At 65.2% G+C, this 25,290-nt stretch carries 23 protein-coding genes and 1 other RNA gene; 13 read left to right on the top strand and 11 right to left on the bottom strand.

Features of this window, described 5'->3' with window-relative positions:
• Window positions 1–7 precede the first annotated feature (7 nt).
• The 5 genes from ssrA (at window position 8) to gmk (ending at window position 5,028) form a co-directional block, all read left to right on the top strand.
• Window positions 8–353: a transfer-messenger RNA gene (gene ssrA / locus FJQ54_RS01840) on the top strand.
• A 401-nt stretch (window positions 354–754) separates the two neighbouring features.
• On the top strand, window positions 755–1,237 hold the full coding sequence (locus FJQ54_RS01845; protein WP_140926588.1) for an SspB family protein: 483 nt from the start codon (window positions 755–757) through the stop codon (window positions 1,235–1,237).
• Entirely contained in the window at window positions 1,234–2,622 is a 1,389-nt protein-coding gene (gene fumC, locus FJQ54_RS01850; protein WP_140926590.1) for a class II fumarate hydratase, read from the top strand. Before FJQ54_RS01845 ends, fumC begins: the two co-directional genes overlap by 4 nt.
• Before the next feature lie 5 nt (window positions 2,623–2,627).
• Entirely contained in the window at window positions 2,628–4,331 is a 1,704-nt protein-coding gene (locus FJQ54_RS01855; RefSeq protein WP_140926592.1) for a serine hydrolase domain-containing protein, read from the top strand.
• A 58-nt stretch (window positions 4,332–4,389) separates the two neighbouring features.
• On the top strand, window positions 4,390–5,028 hold the full coding sequence (gene gmk / locus FJQ54_RS01860) for a guanylate kinase (RefSeq protein ID WP_140926594.1): 639 nt from the start codon (window positions 4,390–4,392) through the stop codon (window positions 5,026–5,028).
• Window positions 5,029–5,231: 203 nt separating this feature from the next.
• On the opposite strand, the gene FJQ54_RS01865 is transcribed toward gmk, so the two are convergent.
• Together FJQ54_RS01865 and FJQ54_RS01870 are read right to left on the bottom strand one after the other, a co-directional pair.
• Complete coding sequence (locus FJQ54_RS01865) at window positions 5,232–6,374, bottom strand: acyl-CoA dehydrogenase family protein (RefSeq protein WP_140926596.1); 1,143 nt, start codon at window positions 6,372–6,374, stop codon at window positions 5,232–5,234.
• Between the two features lie 154 nt (window positions 6,375–6,528).
• Window positions 6,529–9,648 carry a TonB-dependent receptor domain-containing protein gene (locus FJQ54_RS01870; protein WP_140926598.1) on the bottom strand — a complete coding sequence of 1,040 codons (3,120 nt, stop codon included), beginning with the start codon at window positions 9,646–9,648 and terminating at the stop codon, window positions 6,529–6,531.
• 486 nt (window positions 9,649–10,134) lie between these two features.
• Here FJQ54_RS01870 and FJQ54_RS01875 point away from each other — a divergent pair, with 486 nt between their 5' ends.
• The gene (locus FJQ54_RS01875; protein ID WP_181159939.1) at window positions 10,135–10,545 is read left to right on the top strand and encodes a DUF6265 family protein; all 411 of its coding nucleotides are present in this window, start codon (window positions 10,135–10,137) and stop codon (window positions 10,543–10,545) included.
• A complete protein-coding gene (locus FJQ54_RS01880; protein WP_140926602.1) occupies window positions 10,545–11,312 on the top strand; it encodes a class I SAM-dependent methyltransferase in 768 nt (255 codons plus the stop codon). The genes FJQ54_RS01875 and FJQ54_RS01880 overlap by 1 nt, the downstream gene beginning before the upstream one ends.
• A gap of 636 nt (window positions 11,313–11,948) precedes the next feature.
• Here FJQ54_RS01880 and FJQ54_RS01885 read toward each other — a convergent pair.
• The 9 genes from FJQ54_RS01885 to FJQ54_RS01925 form a co-directional block, all read right to left on the bottom strand.
• A complete protein-coding gene (locus FJQ54_RS01885) occupies window positions 11,949–12,221 on the bottom strand; it encodes an ATP synthase F1 subunit epsilon (RefSeq protein ID WP_140926604.1) in 273 nt (90 codons plus the stop codon).
• Complete coding sequence (gene atpD / locus FJQ54_RS01890) at window positions 12,221–13,669, bottom strand: F0F1 ATP synthase subunit beta (RefSeq protein ID WP_140926606.1); 1,449 nt, start codon at window positions 13,667–13,669, stop codon at window positions 12,221–12,223. The genes FJQ54_RS01885 and atpD overlap by 1 nt, the downstream gene beginning before the upstream one ends.
• 20 nt (window positions 13,670–13,689) lie before the next feature.
• Window positions 13,690–14,094, bottom strand: a complete 405-nt coding sequence (locus tag FJQ54_RS01895; protein WP_140926608.1) for an organic hydroperoxide resistance protein — start codon at window positions 14,092–14,094, stop codon at window positions 13,690–13,692.
• Window positions 14,095–14,105: 11 nt separating this feature from the next.
• Window positions 14,106–14,984 (bottom strand): F0F1 ATP synthase subunit gamma, encoded by an 879-nt coding sequence (locus tag FJQ54_RS01900; RefSeq protein WP_140926610.1) that lies wholly within the window; start codon window positions 14,982–14,984, stop codon window positions 14,106–14,108.
• A gap of 13 nt (window positions 14,985–14,997) precedes the next feature.
• Entirely contained in the window at window positions 14,998–16,527 is a 1,530-nt protein-coding gene (gene atpA / locus FJQ54_RS01905) for a F0F1 ATP synthase subunit alpha (RefSeq protein WP_140926612.1), read from the bottom strand.
• 3 nt (window positions 16,528–16,530) lie between these two features.
• Window positions 16,531–17,085, bottom strand: coding sequence for a F0F1 ATP synthase subunit delta (locus FJQ54_RS01910; RefSeq protein ID WP_140927079.1), 555 nt, complete (start codon window positions 17,083–17,085; stop codon window positions 16,531–16,533).
• A gap of 293 nt (window positions 17,086–17,378) precedes the next feature.
• Window positions 17,379–17,945, bottom strand: a complete 567-nt coding sequence (locus FJQ54_RS01915) for a Smr/MutS family protein (protein WP_140926614.1) — start codon at window positions 17,943–17,945, stop codon at window positions 17,379–17,381.
• Entirely contained in the window at window positions 17,942–19,099 is a 1,158-nt protein-coding gene (gene mltA, locus FJQ54_RS01920; protein WP_235890275.1) for a murein transglycosylase A, read from the bottom strand. The genes FJQ54_RS01915 and mltA overlap by 4 nt, the downstream gene beginning before the upstream one ends.
• Window positions 19,096–19,767 carry a Tim44/TimA family putative adaptor protein gene (locus FJQ54_RS01925; RefSeq protein ID WP_235890276.1) on the bottom strand — a complete coding sequence of 224 codons (672 nt, stop codon included), beginning with the start codon at window positions 19,765–19,767 and terminating at the stop codon, window positions 19,096–19,098. The genes mltA and FJQ54_RS01925 overlap by 4 nt, the downstream gene beginning before the upstream one ends.
• Before the next feature lie 264 nt (window positions 19,768–20,031).
• On the opposite strand from FJQ54_RS01925, the gene secB reads away from it, so the two are divergent.
• Genes secB through FJQ54_RS01955 form a run of 6 tightly spaced genes read left to right on the top strand, consistent with a single transcriptional unit; the run spans window position 20,032 to window position 25,256 of the window.
• Entirely contained in the window at window positions 20,032–20,535 is a 504-nt protein-coding gene (gene secB, locus FJQ54_RS01930; protein ID WP_140926616.1) for a protein-export chaperone SecB, read from the top strand.
• 38 nt (window positions 20,536–20,573) lie between these two features.
• Entirely contained in the window at window positions 20,574–22,139 is a 1,566-nt protein-coding gene (gene murJ, locus FJQ54_RS01935; RefSeq protein WP_140926618.1) for a murein biosynthesis integral membrane protein MurJ, read from the top strand.
• Between the two features lie 2 nt (window positions 22,140–22,141).
• The gene (trpS, locus tag FJQ54_RS01940) at window positions 22,142–23,143 is read left to right on the top strand and encodes a tryptophan--tRNA ligase (protein ID WP_140926620.1); all 1,002 of its coding nucleotides are present in this window, start codon (window positions 22,142–22,144) and stop codon (window positions 23,141–23,143) included.
• Window positions 23,144–23,156: 13 nt separating this feature from the next.
• Window positions 23,157–24,038: a P1 family peptidase gene (locus FJQ54_RS01945; protein WP_140926622.1), complete on the top strand. Its 882-nt coding sequence runs from the start codon at window positions 23,157–23,159 to the stop codon at window positions 24,036–24,038.
• Window positions 24,035–24,493, top strand: a complete 459-nt coding sequence (locus tag FJQ54_RS01950) for a DUF7832 domain-containing protein (protein ID WP_140926624.1) — start codon at window positions 24,035–24,037, stop codon at window positions 24,491–24,493. The genes FJQ54_RS01945 and FJQ54_RS01950 overlap by 4 nt, the downstream gene beginning before the upstream one ends.
• Window positions 24,483–25,256, top strand: coding sequence for an enoyl-CoA hydratase-related protein (locus FJQ54_RS01955; RefSeq protein WP_140927085.1), 774 nt, complete (start codon window positions 24,483–24,485; stop codon window positions 25,254–25,256). Before FJQ54_RS01950 ends, FJQ54_RS01955 begins: the two co-directional genes overlap by 11 nt.
• The last annotated feature ends 34 nt before the right edge of the window (window positions 25,257–25,290 follow it).

Below are 25,290 nucleotides of genomic sequence, written 5' to 3' on the forward strand. Positions count from 1 at the left end.
ATTTCGGGCCCTTACATTTCCGGCTGATGACATCTATATCGGCGCTGCCGCCTTCGGGCGGAGATGGTGATGAATGATGCCGTACCAGTACTCACAGCGGACCCGGGGGCAGTACCCGGCGGCTCCACCAAAAGCCCCGATTTTCGGGGCCTCTGACGGGGCCGAACCAGGATAGACGTGTGCGGAACGACGGTATTTTTGCCCGGCCTGAAAACGCCGTTAAACTGTTCAAAACCTACAAATGCCAACGATAACGAGGCATTTGCGATTGCTGCGTAACCTGTTGGGCTAACGCCCTTGGTTATTAAGCTTGAGCAGGGTTCGGGCCGAACCCGGTAACAGAATCGGATTCCAGCGGCTCGCAGGCGCGCCGGGCAACAGAAGCGCCTGCATCTTTATGTTTGGCGGCCGGAGGCCGCCGCGGGGGCCGGGCAACAGAACCCCCCCAACCTTCATTTGTGGTGGGGGCCGGCCGGCGGCAAAGCCGCCGAGTCCGGCTTGCGGTGATTTCGGCGCGCAGCGCCGCAAGCGCGACTGCGCGCCCGAGCTTATGCGAGGAAGCCAGGCGGAGCGCCCGGCGTTTGAGGGCTCAAGAAAAAAATCCGGCAAAGCCGGACTCGTCGGCCGGATATCGGCGAGAGAGATCGCCGATTCCGCCGGCCGGGCCTTCGGCGAGTCGAGAGTCAGTGCTTCGCACTGATCTTCGCCGCCTCCGGGCCTTGACGCCCTCCGACGCCGGGGCCACTTGTGGCCTGTGACCGAGCCGCCCGAGAATCAGGAACCGCCCGACAGCCTCATCCCCTATGATGAGATCGTGCAGGATTCGCTGCGCCAGGTCGTGCGCCGCGTGCTGACGGACGTGTCGAACGCGGGCGGTCTGCCCGGTGCCCACCATTTCTTCATCGCCTTCCGCACCCGCTTTCCCGGCGTGGATATGCCAAGGCATCTGCTGGAGCGGTATCCTGAGGAAATGACTGTCGTTCTGCAGCACCGTTACTGGGATCTGCTGGTGGCGGACGAGCATTTTGAGGTGGGGCTGACGTTCAATCAGGTGCCAGCCAAGCTCTCCATCCCCTACAAGGCCATCACCGGCTTTGTGGACCCGGCGGTGAATTTCGCACTGCAGTTCATGGTGAACATGCCCGAACCTGCGGATGAACCCCCGCCGCCGCCCGTGGTGGTGGAAGGCGAATCCGGCTCGAACGTGGTGTCGTTCGACTTCAAGCGGAAGAAGTGAGCCGCACGGAGACGGACAGTCTGGGCGCCATCGAGGTGCCCGAAAGCGCCTATTGGGGCGCGCAGACGCAGCGCTCCATAGAGAATTTCCCCTTTGCCGCATCCGAACGCATGCCCATCGGCATCGTTCATGCGCTGGCGCTGGTGAAGCAGGCCGCCGCGCGGGTGAACCGCCGCCATGGGCTGGACGCAAAGCTGGCCGACGCGATTGAGGCCGCCGCCGCCGAAGTGGCGTCCGGCGCGCTGGACGATCAGTTCCCGCTGGTGATCTGGCAGACGGGCAGCGGCACCCAGAGCAACATGAATGTGAACGAGGTGATCGCGGGCCGTGCCAACGAACTACTGACCGGTAGGCGCGGCGGCAAAAGCCCGGTTCACCCGAACGACCATGTGAACATGGGGCAGAGCAGCAACGACAGTTTCCCGACCGCCCTGCATGTCGCCACCGTGCTGGCAGCGCGGCAGACGCTGTTCCCTGCGCTGGCGCGGCTGGAATCGGCGCTGCTGGCGAAGGCGGAGATCTGGGCCGATATCGTGAAGATCGGCCGCACGCATTTGCAGGACGCGACGCCGCTGACGCTGGGGCAGGAGTTTTCCGGCTATGTCGCGCAGTTGAAGCTGGCGCGGGTGCGCACCGAGCCGCTGGTGGCGCATGCGCTGACCCGGCTGGCGCAGGGCGGCACCGCGGTGGGCACCGGGCTGAACGCGCCGGAAGGGTTCGGCGTGGAGTTTGCGCGCGAAATGAGCGTTCTGACGGGAGAGGCGTTCGAAACCGCGCCCAACAAGTTCGAGGCGCTGGCCAGCAATGACACGCTGGTGGATTTCTCCGGGCGGCTGAACAGCCTTGCCGTGGCGCTGACGAAGATCGCCAATGATATCCGCCTGCTTGGGTCCGGCCCGCGATCCGGGCTGGGCGAGCTGGAGCTGCCCGCCAACGAGCCGGGCAGTTCGATCATGCCCGGCAAGGTGAACCCCACCCAGTGCGAGATGCTGACGATGGTGGCGGCACAGGTGATGGGCAACCATGTGGCGACCACGGTGGGGGGTATGCAGGGGCATCTGGAGCTGAACGTGTTCAAGCCGCTGATCGGGGCGAATGTGCTGCGCTCCATCGATCTGCTGGCGACTGGAATGGTGAGTTTCGCGGAGCGTTGCGTGGACGGGTTGCAGGCCAACAGCGGCCGGATCGCCGAGCTTGTGGAACGCTCGCTGATGCTGGTGACGGCGCTGGCGCCGGAGATCGGCTATGACCGGGCGGCGGAGATCGCCAAGCTGGCGCACAAGGAGGGCACCACCCTGCTGGAGGCGGGGCTGAAGCTGGGCCATGTGACCGAAGATCAGTTCAGGCGGCTGGTCCGCCCGGAGACGATGACGACAGGGGGCTGAATAACATGAAGATTGCAAGGCGGAAGCTGCTGGCCGGGGGGGCACTGGCCGGTGGGATGCTGGCGGTGCGGCCCGCCTTTGCCGCGACTGTGCCGGTGCAGGTGAAGGCCGACGGCGCAAGCCCGGCCTTTCGTGCCGCCTTTGATCGGCTGGTGGCCTTTGCGCAGGCCGACATCGCCGCATGGGGCTTTCCGGCGATCACCTTGTCTTTGCGGAGTGCGGCCGGGGAAGTGGCCAGCGCCGCCGTCGGTTTCGCCAATCTGGACACGCGCGCGCCGCTGACGACTTCGCACCTGTTCCAGATCGGCTCGATCACCAAAAGCTTCGTGGCGGTCGCGCTGCTGCGGCTGGCCGATCAGGGGAAGATCGATCTGGACCGGCCGGTGCTGGAGTTCGCGCCGGACATGCCGATTGCGGACAAGCGGGTGACGACCGCGCATATCATCAACCATGCGGCGGGCTTTCCCGGCAACGCGCCGCCGTTCCCGCATGAAACCGGCGGCAAGCTGTGGAGCGAAACGACGCCGGGCGAGCGCTTCCATTATTCCAACAGCGGCTATGACGCGCTGGCGTGGCTGATCCAGCGCGCCAGCGGGCTGAGCTTCCCGGCGGCGATCCGCGCGCTGGTGATGGACCCACTGGGGATGGCAGCCTCTGAGCCGGTGATCCTGACGCGGGACCGCCCGCGCTTCGCCCATGCCTATGGGCCGCTGCTGAATGACCGGGCGTGGTTCCCCGGCGATCGGCTGACGGAAGGCAGCTGGCTGGATATCGAGCGCGCGGCGGGGTCCGTGGCCTCCACCCCGGCGGACATGGCGAAATGGGTGCAGTTCATCGGCGCCTGCGCGACGGGGGGCAAGCAGGCGTTGTTGTCTGCCGCCGCCGCGCGGCGTTTCACCACGCCGGTGATCGATGCGCCCGATTTCGGCGGTGCCGCGAAATATGGGATGGGCCTTGCCGGGTTCGACGTCGATGGCAAGCCGGTGCTGCACCACACGGGCGGCATGATCACCTTTTCCTCGGCGCTGACGGTGGACCGGGCGACCGGCGGCGGGGCCTTCGCCAGCGTGAACTTCACCGGGCTGGACGGCTATCGGCCGCGCAAGGTGACGGCCTATGGCGTAATGCTGGTGCGGGCGCTGGCGGCCGGAACCGCGCTGCCGGATGCGCCAAAGGCAGAGACGCTGCCGCCGGTGGCCGAGCCGGGCAATCTCACCGGGCGCTGGATGGGGCCGGGCGGGCTGGTGCTGACCGTGAGCGACAACGCGGGCAAGCTTTCCGTGGCGGCTGGTGGCGTGACGGGTCGCTTGCGTGGCGCGGGGCCGCGCAGTTTCGTCACCGATCACCCATTGCTGTGCCGCCATGTGCTGGATTTTGAAGGCGAATCCGGCCGGGCGGAGCGGCTGTGGTGGGGCAGCGCGCTGCTGGGGCGTGATGCCGTGCCGGCGCAGCCCGCACCCAATCCGAAGCTGGTCGCGCTGGCGGGGCGCTACCTGTCCAACGATCCGTGGGTCGGCTCTGTCACCGTGGTGGCGCGCGGCGACAAGCTGTTGATGGACGGGATGGGCGAAATGGTGCCGCACGCCGATGGCAGCTGGCGATCCGTCAGCCCGGCGGCCGTGCAGGAACGGGCCTGGTTCGACAGTTTCGTGAACGGGCAAGCGCAGCGGTTCAGCTTCTCCGGCGTGGAACTGATCCGGCAGAGTTGATCAAGGCTTGGGCTGAAGCCTGCTTCCATCGGGCGTCGACCTGTTCTAACCGCTTGTCATGTCGATTCCCGGTGCCCGTCGCGGGCTGATGCTCGTCCTTTCCAGCCCCTCCGGCGCTGGCAAAACCACTATGACCAAGCGGCTGCTGGCGACCGACCCGCAGATTTCGCTGTCTGTATCTGCCACCACGCGCAAACCACGCGTGGGGGAAATCGACGGACAGGATTACCAGTTCGTCGATCAGGACCACTTCGACCGCATGGTGCAGACCGGGCAATTCCTGGAATGGGCCACCGTGTTCGGCAACCGTTACGGCACCCCGCGCGGGCCGGTGGAGCAGGCGCTGACCGAAGGCCGCGACATCCTTTTCGACATCGACTGGCAAGGCACCCAGCAACTGCGGCAGAGCCAGTCCGGCGGGGATCTGGTTTCCATCTTCCTGTTGCCGCCCAGCCTTGAAGAGCTGGAATCCCGGCTGAAACAACGCGCCTCCGACAGCGCCGATGTCATCACCCAGCGCATGAGCCGCGCCGCCGACGAAATCAGCCACTGGGCCGAATATGATTACATCCTCGTCAACGACGATCCCGGGCAGTGCCTGCACGAAATCCGCTCCATCCTGACAACGGAACGCCTGCGTCGCGAACGCCAGCGCGGCCTCGCGGGCTTCGTGCGGGACCTGCTCGCGGGCGAGTGAGCGGTGGAGGCAGGGGGCTTTGCCCCCTGCACCCCCAGCAGGAGGGTGACCCTCCTGCACCTCCGAAGTTTTTGAAAAGGCCCCCGCGGCAACCGTTGGCTACGAACCAACGGTTGCCGCGGGGGCCTTTTCAAAAACTTATGGGGTCAAGGGGTTACAAACCCCTTGCAGGGTGCAGGGGCAGAGCCCCTGCCTCCAACGCCTCACACCGACCGGCCGATCAGTTCCTTCATGATTTCGTTGGTGCCACCGTAGATGCGTTGCACGCGGGCGTCGCGCCAGAGGCGGGCGATGGGATATTCGTTCATATAGCCCGCGCCGCCGTGCAGTTGCAGGCTGGCGTCGCAGATTTCCCATTGCAGGTCTGAGTGCCAGAGCTTGGCGGCGGCCCCTTCGAAGGCGTCCAGTTCGCCGGCGATGTGGCGCTTCAGGCAGACATCGAGGTGGGCCCAGCCGACTTGCAGCTTGGCTTTCATATCTGCCAGCACGAAGCGGGTGTTCTGGAAATCGAAGACGGTTTTGCCAAACGCCTTGCGATCCTTCACGAATTTTACCGCTTCATCGAAGGCGCGCTGGGCCCCGCCCATGGCGGAGACGGCGATGGAGAGGCGCTCCTGCGGCAGCTGGCTCATCAGGTAGATGAAGCCCTGATTTTCCGCGCCGAGGCAGTTGGTGATCGGCACGCGGCAATCTTCGAAGAACAGTTCCGAAGTGTCCGCGCTGTTCTGGCCGATCTTGTCGAGATTGCGGCCTTTGGCAAAGCCGGGGGTGCCCGCTTCGACGAGGATCAGGCTGGTGCCCTTGGCCCCGGCATCCGGGTTGGTCTTGGCGACGACGATGACGAGATCGGCGTTCTGGCCGTTGGTGATATAGGTTTTGGAGCCGTTGATCACATAATGATTGCCGTCGCGGCGGGCGGTGGTGCGCACGCCTTGCAGATCCGATCCCGCGCCGGGTTCCGTCATGGCGATGGCGGTGATGCACTCGCCGCTGATCATCTTCGGCAGATACTTCGCCTTTTGCTCGTCCGAGCCATAGTTGACGATGTAATCCGCGACGATGTCGGACTGCAGTGTGATGCCCGCCGAGGAGCCGAGGTAAGAGAGCTCTTCATCGATGACGGCGTTGTAGCGGAAATCGAGGCCGAGGCCGCCATATTCTTCCGGCACGGTAGGGCAGAGCAGGCCCGCTTCGCCACAGGCGAGCCAGAAGGCCCGATCGACCACGCCTTCTTCTTCCCAGCGTTCGAGGTTGGGGGTGAGATGTTTATCAAAGAACTTGCGGACCTGATCGCGGAAGGCGTTCTGATCGTCGTCGAAAGCGGTGCGGCGGCTGATATCGAGCATGTGGTAAAACTCCCTTTGTCTCTGCTGCGATGCCACATGGCGCGGACTTGGGAACCTGTAGGGGTGGGGAGGGTGGCGTTGAAAGCGCGGCCTCTCGCGAACGAAAAAGGGCGGAGCCGAAGCCCCGCCCTTTCCGGTGTTGGATATCGCTGCCCTAGAATTTCAGCTGGGCACCGACGTAGAAGAAGCGGCCCGTGTTGGTGTAGGGCGCGCCTGCTTCGGTGCCGAGCAGATCGTAGGGCGGCAGGGCGTCGAAGGCGTTGTCCACACCGACGAACAGCGAATGCTTGCCGATTTTCCCGTCGATCCGGAAATCATGGTAGGTGTAGCTGGGATACCAGACCTTCGGGAAGTTGTCGGCGTTCGTCGGCGGACGGTCCTGCTCGGAGAGCATGGTGCCGTAGGACGGCGCAATCGTCATCTTGTCGATGTAACGCAGCGTCCAGACGAAATCGACGGCCTTGTAGCCCAGCGTCATGTTCAGGCGGCCGTTCCATTCCGGATCGCCCAGCGTGCCCTTGATCCGGGTGCGGCGGTTCGGTTCCGTGACGGAGGTGAACTGGTCTCGGCCGATCAGCCATGCCACGGTGGCGCGGGCAGACAGGCGCCAGTCACCCTGACTGGGGAAGGTGTAAGCCAGATCGAAATCGACGCCTTCGGTGGTTTGGCGGGCGTAGTTGAACGGCCCTTGCAGGAACGACGAGCCGGTGGTGCTGAAGTTGGCCTGACCGCCGCCATGGAGCACGTTCTGCTGACCGGCGAAGGTGCCGTCCGCGTTCCGCGTGATCGCCCGGCAGAACTGGTTGTCGATGCCGTCCGGGCTGTCATAGCATTGGTTGATGATGGTCTGTGCGCCGATGGTGACGATCACATTGTTGATGTCGATGTTATAGTAATCGACCGACAGGGTGAGGCCGGGCACCCAGCGCGGCTGGAACACGCCGCCGACAGTCCAGCTGGTCGAACGCTCTTCCTCGAGGTTCGGGTTGCCTCCTGAGGTGCCGAGGATGCCCGATGCCGGACGGTTGGTGAACGGCTCCGTGCTGGTGGTGCCGCCGACCGTGAATGTCTGTGTGGTGGGCACCCCGGCTGCCGCACAGTTCGCAATCCGGTTGGGATTGTTGTTGATATTCTGCTGGCCGCAGGGATCGATCAGGCCGTTCAGGAAGGTTTGCGCCGCCGAGCCGAACAGATCCGATTGCGTCGGTGCGCGGACGGCCTTGGCATAGCTGGCGCGGAAGCGGGCATCCGGAACCGGTGCCCAGATCGCGCCGATGTTATAGGCCCAGACAGTGCCGGTGTTGCCGACATTGTAGTTGGAGACGCGGGCCGCGCCCTCCACCGACAGTTCGTGGAAGAAAGGCATGTCCTTCAGAATGGGCAGGCGGATTTCGCCGAAGCCGTCCCACACTTCCAGTTTCGGCGGATCGAACACGGAAATCGCGTTCAGGAAGGTTCCGCCACCGGCCGTGAAGGGGTCATAGGCGGAATAGCTGTTTTCCTGACGATATTCGCCACCCAGCGCGAAGCCGACGGGGCCGCCGGGCAGTTCGAACAACTTCGAGGAATCGCCGGAGACATAGGCGACCGCGTTCAACTGATCGGCCCACTGCTTCCGGGTGGATTCGTGGACGATGTAGTTCAGCGCCTCAGGGCTGGGTGCGCCGATGCCGAACAGGTTGATCGGCACGCAGGCGGGATCGTCGTTGGCAGTGTTGGCATCTGCGTTGATGGAGCAGACGATCTGGCCCGCGCCGTTGCGGACTGCGTTCACGGCGTTGGTGAACTTGGCCAGATTCACGTTGCCGCGGGTGCGGTAGAAGGTGTCGGCATGGCCATAGTTCAACGACACTTCATAGCGCCAGGTATCGAGGAAATTGCCTTCCAGGCCGGTGACGATGCGATAGACGTCGCGCTTGTGGTTTTCGCCCCGGCCACCGAAATCGATGTTGAAGCGCTGCATGGTGAAGCCCGTCGCGCCCGGCGCGAGGCTTTGCACCAGCAGGTTGCGCGCCTGCGTGGTGAGGAAGGGGTTGTTGATGGAGAAGGTGGGGTTCAGCGCGCCGGATGAGAAGGTCGGCTGACCTTCCTGAATGGCTTCCGAGCGGACGAACTTGCCTTCGAAGAAGACACGGGCCGCATCGCTGAACTCGTAAGAGCCGAGCAGGTTGCCGGTGTAGTTCGTTTGCCCAACCTGCAGCAGCCCGGTTTCCCGCAGCGTGGAGCCAAGGCCGCCGATGAAGTTGCCGGAGCCATAGGGGCGGAAATCCCGTTCGCCCGTACTCTTCACCAGCGTGCCATCGGGCGCGAAGACGAAGATGTTGCCCAATTCGGTGTAGTTCAGCGTGCCGTCCGCGTTGCGCGACGTGGGGGAGAGAACGCCCGAGCAGTTGAGCGCGCGCCGCTCGGCCGTGCCGGTGCAGACCGAGGTGATGGCACCGCCGGTGGAGATGCCCGCGTTCTTGATGCCCGAGAGCAGCGTGGTGTCGGGAATGCCGTTGCCGGCCGCCGGTTCCGTGGTGTTGTTGGGGCCGGAGAAGGTGGTGTTTTCCGTCAGCTGGAACTGGCGGCGGCCGGAGAGCGCGCCCGTCTGGCCGTCTCGATCGGAGAAGAACAGCGGCGGCGCGGAGCTGATGCCGACATTGGCGGCGATGTTGCCGCGCCCGTCAGCGAAGTTCTTGCCCGCGGTGACGCTGAGATAATAGTTACCGCGGTCAAGCCGCGAGGACAGGCCGGATTGTGCCCGGATTTCAAGGCCTTCATAATCCCGCTTGGTGATGAAGTTGACGACGCCCGCAACGGCGTCCGAGCCGTACAGCGCGGAGTTGCCGCCGGTGACGACATCCACCCGCTCCACCAGTTCAGACGGGATGGTGTTGACATCGACCGTCTGCTGGCCCGGCTGCGACGAGACATGGCGGCGGCCGTTCTGCAGCACCAGCGTGCGGGCGGTGCCCATGCCGCGCAGATCGAGCGCGCTGATCCCGGCGGTGCCGATGAAGCGGCCGGAGTTCTGGGTGCTGTAGGTGGGCCGGAATTGCGGCATCAGGTTCAGCGTGTCGCCCAGCGACACTTCGCCGGTTTCCCGCAATTCCTGCGCGGTGATCGTAGAGATCGGCACTGCGGAATCGAGGTTGGGCCGGGCGATGCGCGAACCGGTGACGATGATCAGTTCATCGCTGCCGCTTTCGGTGGCGGCCGTTTCCGTCTGGGCGGCAAGAGGCGTGGCTGCGACGGCTGCCAGAGAGGCGCCGAGGAGAAAGATTGAACGCATGAGACTATCCCCGAATCTGTATGTCCGATGAATGAAGGGTGGGGCAGGGGGGAATGTCAGGAAAGCTTAATGTTTCCGCCTTGGCGAGATCAGGAATAGAGTGTTGCGGATTCGTCACATTTATTAAGTCTACAAGAGTAGATAGAATTCTAATTAAATTGTTAGAATTCTGTGTGTTACATATATGTGATAGCCTCTTAAATAATATTTATTGCGAATGAAATTCAGGAGTATGGGGATACGGTGATGGAATCCGGATCTGGGAATATTTGTCTTGATCAGAAAATTCCCGGACAAGGCTGGAGAACTTCTGCCCATTCTTTGTGAGCGGGCCGGAGAGCCGACAGGAATGCAGGAATCGGCTGTTGCGGGCTATTCCCGCCGGAGTGGTGGCGGGCTATTCCGGGGATGGCGGGAGCCAACGGGGTCTCGTGCCGAAACGGGGGCGATATGAGGTTTCGAGTTTTGGGGCTGATGCTGTTGCTGATGACCCATCCCGCTCCCGCGCAGACTGTCGAGGGGCTGGGCTGGCTGGCCGGGGACTGGGCGGAGTTGCGTGGCGAGCTGCTGACCGAGGAAAGCTGGATGCCCCCGCGCGGCGGGATGCTGATCGGAATGAATCGGGCGGGAACCGCCGAGCGTGTGGCTATGTTCGAGTTCATGCGGATCGCGGCGGGGGAGGGCGGGCGGCTTGCCCTTCATGTGCAGCCGAGAGGCGCGCCTGCTTCGGCGTTTCCGGCGACGGCCTTCACCCAAAACTCAATCACCTTCGAAAACGCCGCGCATGATTATCCTCAGCGCATCCGATATTGGCGGGAGGGCGAGGTGCTGATGGCTGAAATCAGTCTGGCGGATGGCAGCAAGCCGTTCCGCTGGCGGTTCGAGCGGAAGCGCTGATGTCGGGTTTGTTGCGCGGGGCTGGGCAGGGACTGTTGCTGGGGCTGTTGCTGACGGCGGGGGCGGCGGCGGATGCAGGCCCTGCCGACATAGCAAAGGCGCTGGCGGCCCCGCTACGGCCCGCTGCCGAGCGGGCGGCGGATGCCCGGCGGAGACCTGCCGAGGTGTTGGCGCTGTTCCGGCTTGGGCCTGGTCAGCGGGTTCTCGATATGGTGGCGGGCACGGGTTACTACAGCCGCCTGATTGCGGATGTGGTGGGGCCGACGGGCATGGTGTTCGCCCATTCTACCGAAGGGCTGATTGCGGTGGATGAACTGCAACCCGGATGGTCTGTGTTGAAGCGGCAGCATCCCAATGTGCGGCTGATTCTGGGCTATCCGGACAGGATGCGGCTGCCGGACCGGATCGACCGGGTGCTGTTCCATATGTGCATCCACGATCTGTGGTGGGAAGATGCGCAATATCGCATTCCGCGCATGGATCCCGAAAAGGCGCTGAAGAAGGTGTATGATGCCATGGTGCGGGGCGGGCTGGTGCTGGTGGTGGACCATCGGGCAAAGGCGGGCGCGGAACCGCGTGGCGAAACGTTGGCGCACCACCGTATCGATCCGGCGCTGGTGAAGGCCGAAATGGCGAAGGCGGGCTTCGTGCTGGAGGCGGAATCCGACGTGCTGGCCAACCCTGAGGATGATCTGACGCGGATCGTGTATGATCCGGCGATCCGGGGGCGGACGGATCGGTTTGTGCAGTTGTATCGGAGGCCTTGAGCGGGGTGGTTGTGTTGAGTGATTGAAGGGGCGCTGCCCCTTCACCCCGGCAGGGGCGTGACGCCCCTGCACCCCCGGACTTTTTCTTAGCCCCTCCCCTTGAGGGGAGGGGTTGGGGTGGGGGCGATCCGCTGGGCGCGAGGGTGGTGTTTATTGCCTGCGACGCTTTGGGGGCGTGTCCCGCCCACTTCTCCACACGTCGCCCCGGACTTGATCCGGGGCCCCGCTTTTCTGCTGCGACGTTGGAGAAGGCAGCTGGACCCCGGATCAAGTCCGGGGTGACGGTTGTGGGTGTGGGGAGTTTGGTGGATCAGGCCGGGCGTTGCTCCCCTCTCTCCAACTCTCTCCCCGGCGGGGAGAGAGAGTCTTCGTCGCGCTTGTTAGGATGTCAGAGGATCTGGCCCGGCGGGGACACCCCCTCTCCATCTCTCCCCCTTGCAGAGGAAGATGGCCTCGTAGCGCCGCAGGCAATCGAATCTGATCAAGCCCACAACGCTGGAGTTTGGGCACAGTGCTAATTTTGAGGGTGCAGGGAAATCATTTCCCTGCCGGGTGCAGGGCAGAGCCCTGCCCGCCGGAGGCGCAAACCCTGCCCGCAAATACCTTACCTGCCGAGCGCGCCCGGCAAGCGCCCCATCAGTGCGTCGTCACCGGCTCCAGCTTTTCGGCGAGGATGGTGAGGCCTTTTTCCGAGACTTCCGCGAAACCGCCTTCGATGTGGATGCGTTCCGGCGTGTCTCCGGCGGCGGTGTAGACTGCGATTTCGCCGGTGCGGATGGTGCTCATCATGGGGGCGTGGCCGGCGAGGACGGCGAAGTCGCCCTCTGTGCCGGGGACGACGACCATGTGCACCGGGCCGGAGCGGACGAGCCGCTCCGGGGAGACCAGTTCGAAGTGCAGGGCCGCCATTATGCGGCTTCCGCGGCCAGGCGCTGGGCCTTTTCGACGGCCTGCTCGATGGTGCCGACCATGTAGAAGGCGGCTTCGGGCAGGTGATCATATTCGCCGTTCACGATGGCCTTGAAGCCTTTGATCGTGTCCGCGAGTTGCACGAACACGCCGGGCTGGCCGGTGAAGACTTCGGCGACGTGGAACGGCTGAGACAGGAAGCGCTGGATCTTGCGGGCGCGGGCGACCGTCAGCTTATCTTCTTCCGACAGTTCGTCCATGCCGAGGATGGCGATGATGTCTTGCAGCGACTTGTACTTTTGCAGCACCTGCTGAACAGCCCGGGCCGTTTCATAATGCTCCTGCCCGACGATGCGCGGCTCCAGCACGCGGCTGGTGGAATCCAGCGGGTCCACGGCCGGGTAGATGCCGAGTTCGGCGATCTGGCGGCTGAGCGTGGTGGTGGCATCGAGGTGGGCAAACGAGGTGGCGGGCGCCGGGTCGGTCAAGTCATCGGCGGGCACGTAGATGGCCTGCACCGAGGTGATCGAACCCTTGGTGGTGGTGGTGATGCGTTCCTGCAACGCGCCCATGTCGGTGGCGAGGGTGGGCTGATAGCCCACGGCCGAGGGGATGCGGCCGAGCAGGGCGGACACTTCGGACCCGGCCTGGGTGAAGCGGAAGATGTTGTCCACGAAGAACAGCACGTCCTGACCTTCCACGTCGCGGAAATATTCGGCGATGGTGAGGCCGGAGAGGGCGACGCGGGCGCGGGCTCCGGGCGGCTCGTTCATCTGGCCGAACACGAGGGCGACCTTGGAGCCTTCCGACGTCGGGTTGCCGTCTGCGTCTTTGGCGATGACGTTGGCATCGAGGAATTCGTGGTAGAGATCATTGCCTTCGCGGGTGCGTTCCCCCACGCCGGCGAACACCGAATAGCCGCCATGGCCCTTGGCGATGTTGTTGATCAGTTCCTGAATCAGCACGGTCTTGCCGACGCCCGCGCCGCCGAACAGGCCGATCTTGCCGCCCTTGGCATAGGGCGCGATCAGGTCAACGACCTTGATGCCGGTGACGAGGATGGCGGCCTCGGTGGATTGCTCGGTGAATTCGGGAGCAGCGGCGTGGATCGGGGCCGTTTGCGTGGTGCCGATCGGGCCGCGCTCGTCGATCGGTTCGCCGATGACGTTCATGATGCGGCCGAGCGTGGCCGGGCCGACGGGGACGCGGATTTGCGAGCCCGTGTCGGTGACTTCCTGACCGCGAACCAGACCGTCGGTCGAGTCCATGGCGATGGTGCGGACGCTGCTTTCGCCGAGGTGCTGCGCCACTTCGAGGACGAGGCGGCGGCCTTCGACCTGCGTTTCCAGCGCGGTGAGGATGGGCGGCAGATTGTCTGCGAAGGCGACGTCCACGACGGCGCCGATGACCTGCGTGACGCGGCCGATGTTGTTGGTGGTGGTTGCCATAAGTTTCAGCTCCTCGGAATTCAGGCGACGGCGACCGTCACGGGGATGTTGCCCCGGGTCGCGCGGGAATAGGGGCAGATCTGGTGTGCTTCATGGGCGATCTGTTCGACCTTCGCGAGGTCTTCGCCCGGAATGGAGACGGTGAGTTTCACGGCGAGCGCGAAGCTGATTTCGTCTTTCTCAAGGGTGACTTCGGCGGTGACTTTCGCCTTCTGCCCGTCGACGCCATGCTTGCGGGCGATGGCGAGGATGGCGGAGCCGAAGCAGGCCGAATAGCCCAGCGCGAACAGCTGTTCCGGGTTGTGCCCGTCGCCCGCGCCGCCCATCTCTTTCGGGATGGACATGGCGAGCGCCAGCGCGCCACCTTCAAGGATGGCGCGGCCGTCGCGGCCGCCACGGGTTGTCGCTGTTGTCACATAGGCCATCGGTCAGGCTCCTACAGCGCTTCCGCACCGGAGATGATTTCGATCAGCTCCTTGGTGATCGCGGCCTGACGGCTGCGGTTATATTCGATGGTGAGCTTCTTGATGAGGTCTCCGGCGTTGCGCGTGGCATTGTCCATCGCCGTCATCGAAGCGCCCTGTTCACCGGCGACATTTTCCAGCAGACCCTTGAAGATCTGGATCTTGATGTTGCGCGGGAGAAGGTCGGCGAGGATGGCTTCCTCGTCCGGCTCATATTCCACCACGGCCCCGCTGTTCGTGACACCCGCGTCTGCCGGGACGGGGACGGGGATGATCTGCTGCGCGGTGGGTTCCTGCAGCAGGGCTGTGCGGAACTTGGAATAGAACAGCGTGGCGACGTCGAAATCGCCGGCCTCATAGAGCGCGAACACCCGCCCCGCGATTTCATCGGCCTGCACGAAGCCGATGCTGCGGAAGCCGCTGGTGTCGTAATAATCGATCACCTGCTTGCCATATTGGCGGATCAGGCCGGAGCGAGCCTTGCGGCCCACCAGCAGCATCTTCACCGTCTTGCCCTCGGCCAGAAGCGCTTCGGCATGGTTGCGGGCGGCCTTGACGATGTTGGCGTTGAACGCGCCCGCGAGGCCGCGATCCGCTGCCATCACCACCAGCAGATGCACCTGATCCCGGCCGGACCCGGCCAGCAGGCGCGGGGCCGTGCTGCTGCCGCCCACCTTGGTGGCGAGGCTGGACACCACACCTTCAAGCCGTTCGGCATAGGGGCGCGCGGCTTCCGCCGCGGCCTGCGCCCGGCGCAGTTTCGCGGCGGCCACCATCTGCTTGGCCTTGGTGATCTTCTGGGTCGATTTGACCGAGCTGATCCGGAGTTTCAGTTCCTTGAGCGTTGCCACAGCTCAGCGATCCTCAGGCGAAGGTCTTGGCGAAGGCGCCAAGGGCATCCTTCAGCACGGCGGCCGTGTCGTTCGACAGGTCCTTCGTGTCGCGGATCGTCGAGAGGATTTCGGGCTTGCTGCTCTTCAGATAGTCGATCAGGCCGGTTTCGAAGCGGCCGACATCCTTCACGGGCAGGGCATCCAGATAGCCGTTCACGCCTGAGTAGATCGAAACCACCTGCTCTTCGAAGGGCAGCGGGCTGAACTGCGGCTGCTTCAGCAGCTCCGTCAGGCGGGCACCCCGGTTCAGCAGCTTCTGCGTGGAGGCGTCCAGATCGGAACCGAACTGGGCGAAGGCCGCCATTTCCCGATACTGGGCGAGTTCCAGCTTGATGGAGCCCGCCACCTTCTTCATCGCCTTGGTCTGCGCGGCGGAGCCGACGCGGGAGACCGAGAGGCCGACGTTGATGGCCGGACGGATGCCCTGATAAAACAGGTTGGATTCAAGGAAGATCTGGCCGTCGGTGATGGAGATCACGTTGGTCGGGATGTAGGCCGACACGTCGCCGCCCTGCGTTTCGATGACGGGGAGGGCAGTCAGCGAGCCGTTGCCATTCTCGTCGTTCATCTTGGCCGCGCGCTCCAGCAGGCGGCTGTGCAGGTAGAACACGTCACCCGGATAGGCTTCGCGGCCCGGCGGGCGGCGCAGCAGCAGCGACATCTGGCGGTAAGCGACGGCTTGCTTCGAGAGATCGTCATAGACGATGACCGCATGCATGCCGTTGTCGCGGAAATATTCGCCCATGGTGCAGCCGACATAGGGCGCGAGGAATTGCAGCGGGGCCGGTTCCGAGGCGGTGGCGGCGACGACGATGGAGTATTCCATCGCGCCATTTTCCTCCAGCGCGCGGACGATCTGCGCCACGGTGGAACGCTTCTGCCCCACGGCGACATAGATGCAATAGAGCTTCTTCGATTCATCATCGCCGGCATTGGCCGCGCGCTGATTGATGAAGGTGTCGAGCGCGATGGCGGTCTTGCCGGTCTGGCGGTCGCCGATGATCAGTTCGCGCTGGCCACGGCCGACGGGGACGAGAGCGTCGAGCGCCTTCACGCCGGTCTGCACCGGCTCGTGCACGGATTTGCGCGGGATGATGCCCGGGGCCTTCACTTCCACGCGGCGGCGTTCGGTGGCGTCGATCGGGCCCTTGCCGTCGATCGGGTTGCCGAGGCCATCGACCACGCGGCCGAGCAGGCCCTTGCCGACCGGCACGTCGACGATGGTGCCGGTGCGCTTCACGGTGTCGCCTTCGCGGATGCCGGTGTCGGAGCCGAAGATCACGACGCCGACATTGTCGGCTTCGAGGTTCAGAGCCATCCCCTTGATACCACCGGGGAATTCGACCATTTCGCCGGCCTGCACATTGTCGAGGCCGTGGACGCGGGCGATGCCATCACCCACCGAGAGGACCTGGCCGACTTCCGAGATTTCGGCTTCGGTGCCGAAGCCGGAGATCTGGTCGCGGATGACGCGGGAGATTTCCGCGGCGCGGATATCCATCTCTTATTGGCCTTTCATTTGCTGACCCAGACGTTCCAGCCGGGTCTTGATGCTGCTGTCGATTTGTTCGGAACCGATGCGGACGATGAGGCCGCCGAGGATCGCGGGATCCACGGTGACGTCGACCGCGATGGTGCGGCCCGTGCGGGCCTTGAGCTTGGTTTCCAGCGCCTTTTTCTGCGCGGCCGTCAGCTTGTGCGCGGCGGTCACCTGCGCGGTGGTGCTGCCCTTCCATGCGGACAGCATCACCTCATACTGGCGGATCACATCGCCCAGCAGGGCGAGGCGGCCGTTTTCGGCCAGCACGCCGAGGAAGCGGGTGGTGAGATCCGAGAGGCCGAACGAGGCGGCCAGCGCGGCGACGGCCTTTCCGGCCTGTTCGCGGCTGACGCCCGGCGAGGTGGTGAGGGTGCGGAAATCCGCCGATTCGGCGAGCGCGGCCTTCAGCGTGGCGAGATCCTTCGCCGTCGCATCCAGAGCCTTGCCGGTTTGGGCGAGATCGAAAAGGGCGGCCGCATAGCGCCCCGGGAGACCCGCCGCCGCCACAGACACGCGCATGTTGTTCAGATCCACCAACTGCCTCTTGTCGTTCTGGGGCCTGACCCGTTCCTGCGGGAACGGAAGGCCGGATGTGTCTGGCATCCGCCGCAGGCCGTGAAGCGATGCGCGAATGCGGGAAAATCTGGTCAAGCGAAAGCAATGGCCGTCATATGCCGCCCTCAGCCTGCGCGCGGGCCGTAGCATGGGGTTTCCGGATTGCCAAGCGGCACAGGCGGTTGACCCGACCCCGACTTTGGCCGGGCTTCGCAGAACAGCCATGCAGAGATGTTCAGCCGCGTATGCAGAGGCGCTCAGCCGCGCTTTCGCTTCAGGATCAGATAGGCCGCGCCCGATCCGCCGTGCCGGGGATGGGCGCGGCGAACGGCGGCAATGCGGCTGGAGAGGCCGTCTTCCCCCAGCCAGCGCGGCAGATCGGCGCGAATCGCCCCGCGTGTGGGGCGGCCCTCCATCAGATCAGCCGGAGACGGGCCGGGGTTGTGGCCCTTGCCGGTGATGACGAGGATGACGCGCAGGCCCCGCGCCTCTGCGTCTGCGACGCGGCTGTAGAGAAGGTGGCGCGCCTGTTCGCGGCGCAGGCCGTGCAGATCGATGACGATATCCGGCGTGAGTTTGCCCGAGGTGATGCGGTTATCCCAGCTGGAATCGAGCGTTTCGCTGGGTGGGCGTGCGGCCGAGGGGAGGGGAGAGGGGGCAGCGCGCGCCTTTACCGCGCCGACGCGGTGACGATCCACTTTTGGGGGAAGAACGGGCGCAGGGCCGGGCGGCGTTTCCACCGGCTGATGCGGGTGCAGCGGCTTCACGGTGGCGGCGACGAGGGCCCAGAGCGCCTGTTCGTCGGGCGCCAGCCGACGGCTCATTGTTGCAAGCGCTGCGCGGCGGCGTTGGGCAGCAGGATTCGCGCTTCCAGCGGGGCGGCCAGCGGGCCTGCCTTGCGCCCGGCTTCCGCGCCTGCGCCGAAGAAGATGTCGTAGCGGTTCGGCCCCTTGATCGCGCCGCCGGTGTCAGACGCGACCAGCAGGCGGCGGAAGGGCTGGCCGTCCACCATGGTTTCCACCCACACCGGCGCGCCGAGCGGGGTGGCGGCCGGGTCTGTCGCGGCATTGGCTTCGGCGATCAGCGGCACGCCCAGCGCGCCGATGGGGCCGTCGATACTGTCCGGCAGTTTGCGGAAGAAGATGTAGCTGGGGTTTTCCCGCATCAGCGCCGCGCCTTCGGCCGGGTTGGCGCGCAGCCACGCCTTGATTTCGGCCATGCCCGGTTTCGGCAGGATGCCGCGATCTTTCAGCAGCTTGCCGATGGCGACATATTGGTGGCCGTTCTGCCCGTCATAGCCGATGCGCAGCACCTTGCCGTCTGGCATGCCCAACCGGCCGGAGCCTTGAATTTGCAGGAAGAAAAAGTCCACCGGGTCTGCTGCCCAGGCCAGTTCGAGGCCGCGTTTGGCGAAGGCCCCGGTTTCGATGGCGGCGCGGTCCGGTGCGCGGACGACACGGTTGCCTTTCACCACGCCGCGAATGGTGCCGCCTGTGATCGCCCAGTCTTTCAGGTTCAGGTCCACCAGTTCGGGCGGGCGGGCCAGCACCGGGGCGGCACCGGGGGCGGCCGCATAAAGCCCTGCGATCTCCGGCTCGAAATAACCGGTGGCGAGGCCTTTGCCGTCATTCAGGACAACGGGCGTGAAATGGCGGGCGAAGAAGCTGGCGGGGTTGCTGTCTGTGTCTGCGCAAGCGGCGGCCCAGTCGGCCGGGGTGGTGAGGCCGGAGCTGTCTTCGCGCTTCAGCAGGCGGGGGCAGGCGCGGCGGAAGGCTTCCAGTGCGGCGGGCGTGGCGCTGAACCCCGCGATGGGGCCTGCGGTACGGGCAATGATTTCGACAGTGGCTGGCGGTGCTGGCGGAGCAACCGGCGTGCCGATGGCGGCCGGTTGCTGCGGCGTTGCGCAGGCAGCCAGCAGAGACAGTAAAGGCAGGAGCAGCGCGGCAGGCGCGCCTGCCCGCCGCAGGGGCAGGCTCACTCGTCTTCGTCGGTGGCGACGAGCAGCCAGGCCGGATCGGCCGAGGCGGTGTGGCGGCTGAACGTCCACAGATCGTGGGTTTCCACCGACTTCGCCGGATCGCCCGCAATCACCCGGCCTTCGGCATCGCGGGTGACGGTGACGATTTCGGCATCGAAGCGCACCGTCACTTCGGCCATCGCCCCGTTCATGTGCGCGCCGACGATCTGCGCGCGATCCACTTGCAGCAGGCGGTTCTCGACGCGCTCCCCCTCAGCCTTGCGGGCGGCGATGGCGGCGCGGAAATTGTCCAGCATTTCATCGGAAACCAGATCGGCGAGTTGCTCCGCATCGCCCTTCCAGAAGCTTTCCAGCACCATGGCATAGGCGCCTTGCGCGCCCGCCACGAAGCGTTCCGGGGAAAAGTTGCGATCCGCGCGGGCGATCAGTTCAAGGCCGGGGCGCACATCCGGGGCGATATCGGCGGGCAGATCGATGGCGATGGGCGATTCGGCTTCGCTGCGCGAACGGCCTGCCGGTCGCAGCGCATCCGGACCTGCGGGGCGATAGGGATCGGCCACGGGCTTTTCATGGCCGGTGCGGCGGCCGAGCACATGGTAGAGCCGCAGGCCGATGAAGCCTGCCAGCATCGCCAGAAAGAAAATCTCGACCCAACCGCTCTGCATCATTCCGTCGCCTTGATCTGCCTTTCTTCCTTCCCACAGGAAGGGGCGGGCTGCAATGGCCCACAGCCGTGCTTTACGGTCGCGCGGGCACAAGTTGCAACTTGTGCGTCAAGAAATAGGCATGTCTGCCATCTTCGCAACCCCGCCGAAGGAACGGGGCCGTGCCGCTGACACCATCTGCCGCAACTTGCGGTTCCGGCGCTCCGCTGCTAGCCCGCGCGGCAAAGTCACAATAGGGCGCAAGCGCCCCCGAGCCGAGAGCCAATCATGACCGAGATCACCCCTGAAGCTGCCGAAGCGCTTGCCAATGGCGCAGACCTTGCCCCGCAGGCCGGAATCCTTGCGCAATATGTGAAGGATCTCTCGTTCGAGAACCCGAACGCGCCGACGTCGCTGCAAATGGGCGGCCAGCCCAAGATCGAGATCAATGTGAATGTGAATGCGCGCTCCGGCGGGCAGGACATGTATGAGGTGGAGCTGAAGATCGAGGCGTCCGCCCGCACGCCCGACACCAACTCGCTCGCCTTCCAGGTGGAGCTGCTTTACGCCGGGCTGTTTCGGCTGGTGGGCGCGCCGCAGGAAGCGCTGGAGCCGTTCCTGGTGGTGGAAGCGCCGCGCATCCTGTTCCCCTTCGCCCGCCGGGTGATCGCAGACGCAGTGCGCGACGGCGGTTTCCCGCCGCTGATGCTGGAGCCGATCGATTTCGGCGGCCTGTATCTGCAGCAGCTGGAAGCGCGCGGCGACGGCTTTCAGCCCGTCGGCAACGCCTGATCCCCGGCTGATACGGGCCTGACAGGGGCTTTGCGCCCATGTCGCTGATCCGCTCCGCCACGACGGTTGGCGGGATGACCTTGCTTTCGCGCATCGTGGGAATGGTGCGCGAAATCCTGATGGCGCGCTATCTGGGGGCAGGCTTCGCGGCCGACGCCTTTCTGGTGGCGTTCCGCCTGCCCAACCTGTTCCGATCGCTGTTCGCGGAAGGGGCCTTTTCGGCGGCGTTCGTGCCGCTGGTCTCCCAACAGCTGGGAAAAGACGGCAAAGGCGAGGGCGTGCTGAGCGCGGTGCGGTTGACGGAGCAGGCGCTGGCCGTGCTGTTCCCGGTGCTGCTGATCTTCACCATCGTCATCATGGTGGCGGCGGAACCCGTGGTCTGGGCGATGACGGGCGGGTTCGAAGATCGCAGCCCGGAAAAGCTGGCGCTGACCGTGCAGCTGACACGGTTGGCCTTTCCCTATCTGATGCTGATTTCGCTCGCCTCTTTGCTGGGCGGGCTGCTGAACGCGATGGGGCGTTTCTGGGTCTATGCGGCCGCGCCCATCCTGCTGAACATCACCTTCATCATCGGTTTTCTGGTGTTTCGCGGCGACGATCCGGTGCAGACGGCGACCACGCAGGCGGTGGCCATCGCGATTGCGGGCATCCTGCAGTTCCTGTGGCTGTGCTGGGATTGCTGGCGCATCGGCGTGCTGCCGCGGCTGACGCTGCCGCACTGGACTCCGGAGGTGAAGACGCTGCTGCGCCGCATCGGCCCGGCCGCCATCGGCGCGGGGGCGACGCAGATCAACCTGCTGGTCTCCACCATGATCGCCGCGCGCAACCTGCCGCAAGGTTCGGTGTCTTACCTTTATTATGCGGATCGGCTGAACCAGCTGGCGCTGGGCATGATCGGCGTGGGTATGGGGGTGGCGCTGCTGCCGGCGATGGGGCGGCTGATCGGCGCGGGCAACAACGAGGCGGCGATCCACCAGCAGAACCGGGGAATCGAGTTCGTGCTGCTGTTCGGGCTGCCAGCCTCCGTGGCGTTGATTGTTTCCGCCGATCCGATCGTGGCGGCGCTGTTCCAGCAAGGCGAGTTCACCCGCGCGGATCGCATCGCCTGCGCAGCCGCGCTGCGGGCGTTTTCCAGCGGGCTGGTCGCCTATATGTTGGTGAAGGTGCTGACGCCCGGCTTCCATGCGCGCGGCGATACGCGCACGCCAATGCAGATCGCGCTGGCGGCCATCGCCATCAACCTTGTGGGCAATCTGCTGCTGTCGCGCATGCTGGATCATGTGGGGATCGCAGTGGCGACATCCTTGTCGGCATGGTTCAACGTGGCATTGCTGGCGGGCGTGCTGATCCACCGGCGGGATTGGCACCCGGATGCCGGGCTGGCGAAGCGCGTGCCGCGCATGCTGGTCGCCTCTCTGGCGATGGCGGCGGCCTTGTGGCTGCTGAACCCCAGCGTGCTGCCGATGGCGGAAGGGTCGCTGGGCAGCAGGGCGCTGGGCATGTTGCTGCTGGTCGGCGCGGGCGGGCTGGTCTATGCGGGCGGCGGCCTGCTGATCGGGGCGTGGAACCCGCGGCAGCTTATCAATTCGTTTCGCAGAGGATAATCATGCTGATCGTTTCCGGCATCCAGCCGACGGGCAACCTGCAACTGGGCAATTATCTGGGGGCGATCCGCAACTGGGTGCTGATGCAGGACGCCCTGAAGCCGGGTGACCGCGCCTTCTTCTTCATCGCCGATATGCACGCGATCACGCTGAAGCAGGATCCGGCGGATCTGAAGCGCTCCACGCGGGAAATCGCGGCGGCGCTGATGGCGGCCGGGATCGATCCGGCGAAGGCGACCTTGTTCAACCAGTCCCGCGTGATGGAGCATGCCGAACTGGCGTGGGTGCTGGGCTGCACGGCGCGGATCGGCTGGCTGAACCGGATGACGCAGTTCAAGGAAAAGTCCGGCAAGGATCGGGAAGGGGCCTCTGTGGGCCTCTACACCTATCCGGTGCTGCAGGCGGCCGATGTGCTGCTGTACAAGGCGACGCATGTGCCCGTGGGCGAGGACCAGAAACAGCATCTGGAACTGTCCCGCGATACAGCGACCAAGTTCAACACTGATTTCGGCGTGGAGCTGTTCCCGCTGCCGGAACCCATCATGCCGCCGGAGGCGCTGCGGGTGAAATCGCTGCGCGACGGCACGGCGAAGATGTCCAAATCCGACCCGTCTGACCAGAGCCGCATCAACCTGACCGACAGCGCGGAGGATATCCGCAACAAGGTGAAGCGCGCCAAGACCGACCCTGAGCCGCTGCCCACGGAGGTGAAGGGGCTGGAAGGGCGGCTGGAAGCGCGCAATCTGGTGGAGATTTTCGCGACGCTCTCTGGCCGAACGATGGCCGAAGTGCTGGGCGAGTTCGGCGGGCAGGGCTTTGGCGCGTTCAAGCCCGCGTTGGCGGACCTGCTCGTGGAAAAGCTGGCCCCGATGAACGACCGCTATCGCGAACTGCTGGCGAACCCGGCGGCCATCGATCAAGCGCTGGCCGAAGGGGCAGAGGCCGCGCGGCAGGTGGCGCAGGAAACGATGCGCGAAGTTCGGGACGCGGTCGGCTTCCTCTGATGCAGCTCGGCGGATGATAACCGGCCTGAAGGTCGGGCATGCGCATTGCCCCGTTTCGCACACGGGGGTGACCTTGCTGGTGCCCGATGCGCCGGTGGTGATGGCCTGCGACGTGCGCGGCGGCGGGCCGGGCACGCGCGAGACGGACGCGCTGGAGCCGTCGACGCTGGTGGAGCGGGTGCATGGGCTGGCGCTGGCGGGCGGCTCCGTGTTCGGGCTGGAGGCGGCATCCGAACTGGCACTGCTGCTGGCGCGCGACGGCATCGGCCTGCCGGTGGCACCGGGCGTGTCTGTGCCGGTGGTGCCGGGCGCGATCCTGTTCGATCTGGGCAATGAGGGCGACAAGAGCTGGGCGCGGGCAGGCGGCGGCGAGCCGCCTTATCGGCGGCTGGCGCGCGACGCCTATGCAGCGCTGGGGCCGGATGCCGGGGAAGGCGCAGTGGGGGCGGCCTTTGGCGCGCGGGCCGGAAGCCGGGCGGGCGGGATCGGCGTGGCGCGCGCGGCGCTGGATGGCGGCGGCACGGTAGCAGCGCTGATCGCGGTGAACTGCTTCGGTGAGGTAGAGGCGGGGGAGCCGCCGCTACAGGGGCCGGTGCCGATGCCGAAATTGCAGGGCAGGGCGGTGTATGGCGAGGGGCATACCTGCATCGGCGCGATTGCGACGGATGTGCCGCTGACCCGCCCTGCGGCGAAGCGGCTGGCGATGATGGCGCATGACGGGCTGGCGCGGGCGATCCGGCCGATCCACACCCCCTTCGATGGCGACGCGCTGTTCGCGATGAGCCTGTCTGCCGAAAGCCCGGTGCGGGTGGAGCCTCTGCTGCTGGCGGAATTGGGCACACGGGCGGCGGATTGCGTGGCGCTGGCCGTGCGCCGGGCGGTGGGGCTGGCATGATTCTGGACGACGCCAGCTGGCATTCGGGGGGCGATTTTCCCGATCATCTGCCGCCGGAGGCCGGAGGCACGCATATCGGCCTGTTCCTCGCATGGATGCTGCTGAACGGACAGGGTGGGGAATCCCGCGCCGACGGGTTCGGCGAACTGGCGCAGCGGACCCAGACGCCGGGGGCGTGGTTCATGGCGCATTGCGACGGCAAGCTGACGGCAGAGGAGTTGTCCGACGAGGGCAACCGCTTTGCTGCGGCCTATTATCTGTATGACGAGGAGGGGCATGAGGATGGCGAGCCATCCTATCTGCCTGACTATGCGAAGAGTTTCACGGATGCGGCAGATGCGTACAGCGTGCCGGACACATGGGCGAGCTATGAGCGGCTCGCGCCCCTGCTGGCAGCGCGATTCGCGATGTGGCAGGGCAGGGACAGACGCAAAGGACAAGATGATGGCCACTGAAACGCTGCTGGTGGAACAAAGGGGCGCCGTCACGCTGGTGACGCTGAACCGCCCGCAGGCGCTGAACGCGCTGAACAGCCAGGTGCTGGCGGACCTGCTGACGGTGTTCGCGGCCTATGACGCAGACCCGACGCAGCGCTGCGCGGTGCTGACGGGCAGCGAAAAGGCCTTCGCGGCGGGCGCGGACATCAAGGAAATGGCCCCGCAAGGCGTGGGCGACATGTTCGGCAGCAACTTTTTCGCCGGCTATGATTTGTTCACCCGCACCCGCAAGCCGGTGATCGCGGCGGTCTCCGGCTATGCGCTGGGCGGCGGCTGTGAACTGGCGATGATGTGCGACTTCATTATCGCAGGTGACAGCGCAAAGTTTGGCCAGCCGGAAATCAAGTTGGGCGTAACGCCGGGCATGGGCGGATCGCAGCGTCTGGCGCGCGCGGTGGGCAAGGCCAAGGCGATGGAAATGTGCCTGACCGGCCGGATGATGGACGCAGCCGAAGCCGAAAGCGCCGGACTGGTCGCAAAAGTGGTGCCCGCCGCAGACCTGCTAGCCGAGGCGCTGAAAACGGCGGAAACCATCGCAGCCATGCCCCCGCTCGCCGCGCTGGCAGTGAAGGAACAGGTGAATGTGGCGTTCGAAACCACGCTGCAACAAGGAATATTGTTCGAACGCCGCCTGTTCCACGGCCTGTTCGGCACCGAGGATCAGAAGGAAGGCATGGTAGCCTTTGTGGAGAAGCGGCCAGGGAAGTGGGTGGGGCGGTAACGACGCCGGTGGTAGCTGATGCCGGTGGGGACGC

The sequence above is a fragment of the Sandaracinobacter neustonicus genome, from assembly GCF_006385875.1.
GTDB lineage: Bacteria > Pseudomonadota > Alphaproteobacteria > Sphingomonadales > Sphingomonadaceae > Sandaracinobacteroides > Sandaracinobacteroides neustonicus.